Source organism: Agromyces terreus, from assembly GCF_009749465.1.
GTDB classification, from domain to species: Bacteria; Actinomycetota; Actinomycetes; order Actinomycetales; family Microbacteriaceae; genus Agromyces; species Agromyces terreus.
Map to the genome: position 1 here is coordinate 42,023 of NZ_WBIS01000014.1, position 6,965 is coordinate 48,987.

Annotated in this window: 5 protein-coding genes and 2 rRNA genes; 2 read left to right on the plus strand and 5 right to left on the minus strand. The window is 70.3% G+C overall.

The window, feature by feature from the left end:
* Positions 1-22 precede the first annotated feature (22 nt).
* The 3 genes from GQQ92_RS15690 to GQQ92_RS15700 all read right to left on the minus strand — a co-directional run bounded on the left by GQQ92_RS15690 (position 23) and on the right by GQQ92_RS15700 (position 2,609).
* Positions 23-508, minus strand: a complete 486-nt coding sequence (locus tag GQQ92_RS15690; protein ID WP_157000240.1) for a SixA phosphatase family protein — start codon at positions 506-508, stop codon at positions 23-25.
* Positions 505-1,479, minus strand: a complete 975-nt coding sequence (locus GQQ92_RS15695; protein ID WP_157000241.1) for an arginase family protein — start codon at positions 1,477-1,479, stop codon at positions 505-507. Before GQQ92_RS15695 ends, GQQ92_RS15690 begins: the two co-directional genes overlap by 4 nt.
* Positions 1,480-1,613: 134 nt before the next feature.
* A complete protein-coding gene (locus tag GQQ92_RS15700; RefSeq protein ID WP_157000242.1) occupies positions 1,614-2,609 on the minus strand; it encodes an NAD-dependent epimerase/dehydratase family protein in 996 nt (331 codons plus the stop codon).
* A 113-nt stretch (positions 2,610-2,722) separates the two neighbouring features.
* Between GQQ92_RS15700 and fdhD the strand changes: the two genes are divergently transcribed.
* Together fdhD and GQQ92_RS15710 are read left to right on the plus strand one after the other, a co-directional pair.
* Entirely contained in the window at positions 2,723-3,565 is an 843-nt protein-coding gene (gene fdhD, locus GQQ92_RS15705; RefSeq protein WP_157000243.1) for a formate dehydrogenase accessory sulfurtransferase FdhD, read from the plus strand.
* A complete protein-coding gene (locus GQQ92_RS15710; RefSeq protein WP_232057748.1) occupies positions 3,562-5,871 on the plus strand; it encodes an FdhF/YdeP family oxidoreductase in 2,310 nt (769 codons plus the stop codon). The genes fdhD and GQQ92_RS15710 overlap by 4 nt, the downstream gene beginning before the upstream one ends.
* Positions 5,872-6,039: 168 nt before the next feature.
* Here GQQ92_RS15710 and rrf read toward each other — a convergent pair.
* A 5S ribosomal RNA gene (gene rrf / locus GQQ92_RS15715) occupies positions 6,040-6,156 on the minus strand.
* Positions 6,157-6,389: 233 nt separating this feature from the next.
* Positions 6,390-6,965, minus strand: a 23S ribosomal RNA gene (locus tag GQQ92_RS15720); the annotation flags it as partial.

A 6,965-nucleotide genomic window follows, 5' to 3' on the forward strand; every position in this document is an offset into this window, starting at 1 on the left:
CCCCTGCACGAGACCGCCGCGCTCACGAGCGGGGCGCGTCGAACCGGGAGTCCACGGGCGGCTCGAACTCGATCTCGGCCCATTCGTCGATGTCGAAGTCCATGCCGACCACCGCGCAGGTCGGCAGGTCGCGGTGCGAGCCGGTGAGGTCGCCCGCGAACTCGGAGACGCCCGGGTTGTGGGCCACGAGCATGACCCGGTCGTTCTCGCCGCCGAGTTCGCCGATCACCCGGAGGATCGTCGCGGGCGACGAGCCGTAGAGACGGTCGTCGAGCATGACGGATGCCTCGTCGAGCCCGAGCCCGCCGGCGATGAGCCGCGCCGTGGTGCGCGCCCGCAGCGCGGTGCTCGAGACGATCATGTCGGGGATCACGCCGCGCTCGCGCAGCCGCCGCCCCATCTCGGGAGCATCGCGGAGCCCGCGCGCGTTGAGCGGCCGATCGTGATCGGCGAGTCCCGGCTCGCCCCAGTCCGACTTCGCGTGCCGCACGAGCATGAGCGTCTTCATGCGCCGAGTCTGCCACTCCCCGATGCCGATCGGGCGCCGACGCCCGCGGCGAACTCGAGCACGCACAGAGCGGCGAGGCGCACGGTGCGCCCATCGTCGGCATCCGTCGTCGCGTCGATCTCGACGAGGTCGGCGCTGCGCACGCGGCCGTCGGAGGCCGCCGAGCGCACGAGCGACCGCAGCTCCCACGCGGCGATCCCGCCCGGAACCGAGGCCGGGCAGGCCGGTGCGACCGCGCGATCGCACACGTCGACGTCGATGTCCAGGTGCACCGGCCCGCCGGCGGCCCCGGCGACCTCGATCGCCTCGGCCATGATCTCGGCCGGTCGGCGTCGGTGCAGCTCGTCGCGGTGCACCACGGTGATGCCGAGGTCAGCGGCGCGCCGGGCATAGGCCGCCGAGTTGGCGAAGTCGGCGATGCCGATCTGCACGATCCGCGCCGGATCGAGCCCGGCCTCGACGAGGCGCCGCACGGGCGAGCCGTTCGAGACGCCGTCGCGCAGGTCGTAGTGGGCGTCGATCGTGACGAGCCCGGCGTGCGCGAGGTCGTCGCCCCAAGCTCCGAGGGCGGTCGCCACCGTCGCTGAGTTGTCGCCGCCGAGCGCCATGAGCGTGCTCGAGCGTGCGAGCGCGCCCGCGACCGCGGCCCGCGCCCTCGCCTCGCCCTCGGGTCCGTCGGGTTCCACGACGTCGCCGGCATCGGCGATGACGAGATCGCCGAGGTCGCGGACGCCGCGCCCCTCCCCGCCCGTGCCGCCGCCCCGCCGATCCGGCATGAGCGCGGGGCTGTACCGGCGCAGGACGTCGCGCACCGCGGCGGGCGTCGCATGCGCGTTCGTCGGAGACAGCGAGGTGCGCCACGCGGGCACGCCGAGCACCACGAGATCGGCGGATGCCCCTGGCGGCAGCTCCTCGATCGCGGGCCAGGCTCCGGCGCGGGGCCATTCGGGGTCGTGCGAGAGCGTCGACATGCCTGAACGCTACCGATCGTGCGGGCCCGCGCACGAGGCATCCGCCCCACCGCGCGTCTGCGATCCCGGACATCGGGCGACGCGGCGCGCCCCTCGCGCAGCCTGCCTGGCGCGATCCGCCCGACCCGGCCCGCTCAGTCGCGCAGCAGCGCGAGCAGTTCCCGTTCCCGCTCCGGGGAGAGCCCCGCGCCGCGTTCGCGGTCGATCCCCCGGCCGCGCTCCCAGGCGAGCGTCTCCGACTGCAGCCGAGCGAGCGGCCGAAGTCGGAGCCCCCCGCGCTTCGCGGCGGCGTTCGACCGGTCGAGGAAGGCGTTCCACGTCGGGTCCGCGATCCACAGCGGGAGCGAGTCCGCGCCCGACCACTCGGCGACGCCCTGCGCCGCGAGCCAGTCAGGGTCGACGGCCACGAGCTCCCCGTCGAATCCGGCGGCGGCCCTCGACGCCTCGAGCCAGGCGCCGAACGTGCTGCGGTCGCCGACCGCGTCGAAGGCGCCGGCGATCCCCCGTTCGAGCGCATCGAGGATGAACCGCACCAGATCGTCGATGTGGATCGCCTGCGCCGCCGCGTCGAGGATGTCGGGCACGAGCACGGGTCCGCCGTCCCTGGCCGCGCGCGCCATCCTCGCGGCCCAGTACCCGCTGCGACCCGACTCGTCGCCAGGGCCGGCGATCAGCCCCGGCCTGATCGCGAGGAACCGATCCCCCAGGGCCTCGCGGTACGCCTGCTCGATCGCGGACTTCGCCTCCCCGTAGGTCTCGGGCGTCGACACATCGGCCGCGAGCGGCGGCAGCAGCTCGGCGGTCTCGTCGGCGCCGGGCACGTCGTGCGCGGCGTAGACGTTGCCCGAGGAGATGAACGCGAGCCGGCGGGTCGCGCCGCCGAGCGCCGCGGCCGCCGCCCGTGCGTAACCGGGCTGGCGGGTGACGTCGATGACGCCGTCCCAAGCCCGCCCCGACACGGCGTCGTACGCGTCGACGCGGGAGCGATCGGCGCGCACGAACTCCGCTCCTTCCGGAGCGTCGCCGGCCTCGCCGCGCGCGAGGCAGGTCACCCGATGCCCTCGCGCCAGCGCCTCCGCCGCGAGGGCGCGTCCGAGCCATTGCGTTCCACCGAGCACCAGGAGGTCCATGGGGCCATCAGACCACAGGGCGGATGCCGCGACCACCCGTGTTCACGCACCGCGAACCGGTCGCTTCCGTCGGCATCCGCCCCGCGCGCGGCCTGGCGTGATAGGCAGGACGCATGGGCAGGATCACCGCACGGACGCGGGTCACACGAATCACGGTCGGCGCTCGCACGGCGCATCGCGAAGACACGGTCGCCGTCGAGGAACCGCTCGAGATCCGCGTCGGCCGCACGCCGTACGCCGTCACGATGCGCACTCCCGGCGACGACGTCGACCTCGCCATCGGCTTCCTCGTCTCCGAGGGCGTCATCGTCCGCGGCGATCAGGTCGCCTCGGCCATGCACTGCGCCGGGCCCGACGGCGAGACCGGATACAACGTCCTCGACGTGAAACTGGCCGAAGGGGTTTCGGCGCCGGATGCCTCGCTTCGCCGCAACCACCCCGTGACCAGCTCATGCGGTGTCTGCGGCAAGGCGAGCATCGAGGCCGTGCACACCCGCACCGCGTATCCGATCGACGACCCGCTCGCGCTCGAGGCCGAGCGCTTGGCCGCGTTCCCCGACCGCCTCCGAGCCGGACAGGCGATCTTCGAGCGCACCGGCGGCCTGCACGCCGCCGCGCTCTTCGACGGGCGCACGGGCGAGATGATCGTGCTGCGCGAAGACGTCGGCCGCCACAACGCCGTCGACAAGGTCGTCGGGTGGGCGGCGCGCGAGGGCATGCTCCCGTTGCGCGGCATGGTCCTCCAGGTGTCGGGGCGCGTGAGCTTCGAGCTCACGCAGAAGGCGTCCATGGCCGGCATCCCCGTGCTCGCTGCGGTGTCGGCGCCCTCGTCGCTCGCCGTCGAGCACGCGCGCGAGGCGGGCATCACGCTCGTCGGGTTCCTCCGCGGGCCGTCGATGGTCGTCTACTCGGGCGCCGAGCGCATCCTCGAATCATCGACGGCGGTCCGCTCGTGACCGAACCCCGCTCCGAAGCGACGCCGCCTCCGCCGCAGCCCGAACCGTACCCCGACCTCCAGGTCGGTCGGCCCAAGGACTGGGCCGTCGGCGTACCGGGCATCCTGCACTCCATGGAGCCGGCGCTCGCCGGCATGGGCGTCGCGCGAGCGACGAGGCTGGCGTTGGCCATCAATCAGCGCGACGGCTTCGACTGCATGAGCTGCGCCTGGCCCGATCCCGGCCATCGGAACGTGTTGGAGTTCTGCGAGAACGGCATGAAGGCGACCACGTGGGAGGCGACCCCGGTCGTCGTCCCGCGGTCGTTCTGGGCCGAGAACTCGCTCACCTCGCTGCTCGATCGCAGCGAGTACTGGCTCGGCAAGCAGGGCCGTCTGACCGAGCCCGTCTACAAGCCGGCCGGTTCCGATCATTACGAGCCGATCGGCTGGGATGCCGCGTTCGAACTGATCTCGGCCCGCCTGAACGCGCTCGACTCGCCTGACCGGGCGGCGTTCTACACGAGCGGACGCACGTCGAACGAGGCGGCGTTCCTCTACCAGCTCTTCGTGCGGGCCTTCGGCACGAACAACCTGCCCGACTGCTCGAACATGTGCCACGAGTCGACGGGCACCGCGCTCACGGCGACGATCGGCATCGGCAAGTCGACGATCGCCTACGACGACTTCGCGAAGGCCGACCTCGTGATCGTCATGGGCCAGAACCCGGGCACGAACCATCCGCGGATGCTCTCGGCCCTCGAGGAGACCAAGCGCAGCGGCGGGCGGGTCGTCTCGGTCAACGTGCTGCCCGAGGCGGGGCTCGCGCGATACAAGAACCCGCAGCGGGTGCGCGGCATCCTCGGCAAGGGCACGGTCATCGCCGACCGATTCCTGCAGATCCGATCGGGTGGCGACATGGCGCTGCTCCAGGCGGTCTCCAAGCGCGTCCTCGAGGCGGAGGATGCCGCGCCCGGCACCGTGCTCGATCATGCCTTCCTCGCCGAGCACACCATCGGCCTCGAGGAGGTTCGCACACATCTCGCCGGCCTCGACGAGCAGGCGGTCCTCGCGGCGACGGGTCTCGCGGCCGAGGAGATCGACGCGCTCGCGCAGGAGTACCTCGGCGCCGACCGCGTGATCATCACCTGGGCCATGGGCCTCACGCAGCAGAAGAAGGCCGTCTCCACGATCAAGGAGATCGTCAACCTCCTGCTCCTGCGGGGCAACATCGGCAAGCCCGGCGCCGGGGCCTCGCCCATCCGCGGGCATTCGAACGTCCAGGGCGATCGCACGATGGGCATCTGGGAGCGGATGCCCGAACGGTTCCTCGCCGCCCTCGAGCGGGAGTTCGGCTTCCCGGTGCCGCGTCGGCACGGGGCCGATGCCCTTCGCACCGTGCACGGTCTGCGCGACGGCGACCTCGACGTGTTCTTCGCCCTCGGCGGCAACTTCGTCGGCGCGATCTCCGACTCCGCGGCCGCCGAGGCCGCGATGCGCGGCGCGCGGCTCACCGTCCAGGTGTCGACGAAGCTGAACCGCTCGCACGTCGTGACGGGGGAGGAGGCGATCATCCTGCCGACCCTCGGCCGCACCGAGATCGACCTCCAAGGCGGCGTCCCGCAGTTCGTCTCCGTCGAGGACAGCGTGTGCGCGGTCCACGCGAGCCACGGCGCGATCCCGCCCGTCGCGCCCGGGCTCCTCTCCGAGGTCGCGATCGTCTGCCGGCTGGCAGCGGCGACGCTCGAGGACGGGGCGGATGTCCCGTGGGCGGCGTTCGAGGGCGACTACGACCTGATCCGCGATCGCATCTCGCGCGTCGTGCCGGGTTTCGAGTCCTTCAACGCCGATGTGCGGCGCAAGGGCGGATTCATCCTGCCGAACGGCCCGCGCGACGAGCGGCGCTTCGACACGCCGAGCGGCCGCGCCGAGTTCACGGTGAACGAGTTGGAGCATCTCGAACGCCCGGCCGGCACCCTGATCCTGCAGACGTTGCGTTCGCACGACCAGTTCAACACGACGATCTACAGTCTGAACGACCGCTACCGGGGCATCCGCAAGGGGCGCGACGTGGTGTTCGTCAATCCGGCGGATCTCGAGGAGCTCGGGCTCGCCGACGGCGATCGCGTCGATGTCGTGAGTCGGTGGCCCGGCCAGGCTGATCGTGTACTCGCCGCGCAGCGGGTGGTCGCGTACCCCACCGCCCGAGGCTGTGCTGCGGCCTACTATCCCGAGGCGAACGTCCTCGTGCCCCTCGAGAGCGCCGCCGAGGAGTCGAACACGCCGGTCTCGAAGGCGGTGATCGTTCACCTCGTACCGCGCGCGTGAGCCGAGGTCGACCGGGGTGAAACGCGAAGAGGCCACCCGGGGGCGGCCTCTTCATGTCCGGTATCGGTCGGAGCGCTTCGGCGCGCTCGAACCGTATCGGTGGTTGTGGTGGTTGGGGTGTTAAATGCAGGAAGGCCACCCGTTGGGGTGGCCTTCCTGGTAATGGTTGTCCGGCGGTGTCCTACTCTCCCACAGGGTCCCCCCTGCAGTACCATCGGCGCTGTCAGTCTTAGCTTCCGGGTTCGGAATGTGTCCGGGCGTTTCCCTGACGCTATGGCCGCCGAAACTCTTGCCACATCCTGCACCGGTCCCTGCCGGTCGTTTGCCCGGGGGTGGTGGGTGTGTAGTTTCGTGAACTCCCGTCCCAGGGATGCGTGTCGCATGCCCGGGGTTGGGTGTTGTGTTCGTTGTTGAGTTGTCTGTTGTGTTTCCGTCTGTTGGGAACCACAGAGTGGACGCGAGTCATCAGGCCACACACACGCCTTTTACGTGAATGCACTTTCGTGTGTGTGTAGTGAGTTTTCAAGTTATCGGCTTATTAGTACCGGTCAGCTCCGACAGTCGTTAGTCCTGTCTTCCACATCCGGCCTATCAACCCAGTCGTCTGGCTGGGAGCCTCTCCCCCAATGGGGATGGAAATCTCATCTCGAGGCCGGCTTCCCGCTTAGATGCTTTCAGCGGTTATCCATCCCGAACGTAGCTAACCAGCGGTGCTCCTGGCGGAACAACTGGCACACCAGAGGTTCGTCCAACCCGGTCCTCTCGTACTAGGGTCAGATCCTCTCAAATTTCCTGCGCGCGCAGAGGATAGGGACCGAACTGTCTCACGACGTTCTAAACCCAGCTCGCGTACCGCTTTAATGGGCGAACAGCCCAACCCTTGGGACCTACTCCAGCCCCAGGATGCGACGAGCCGACATCGAGGTGCCAAACCATGCCGTCGATATGGACTCTTGGGCAAGATCAGCCTGTTATCCCCGAGGTACCTTTTATCCGTTGAGCGACAGCGCTTCCACAAGCCACTGCCGGATCACTAGTCCCGACTTTCGTCCCTGCTCGACCTGTCAGTCTCACAGTCAAGCTCCCTTGTGCAC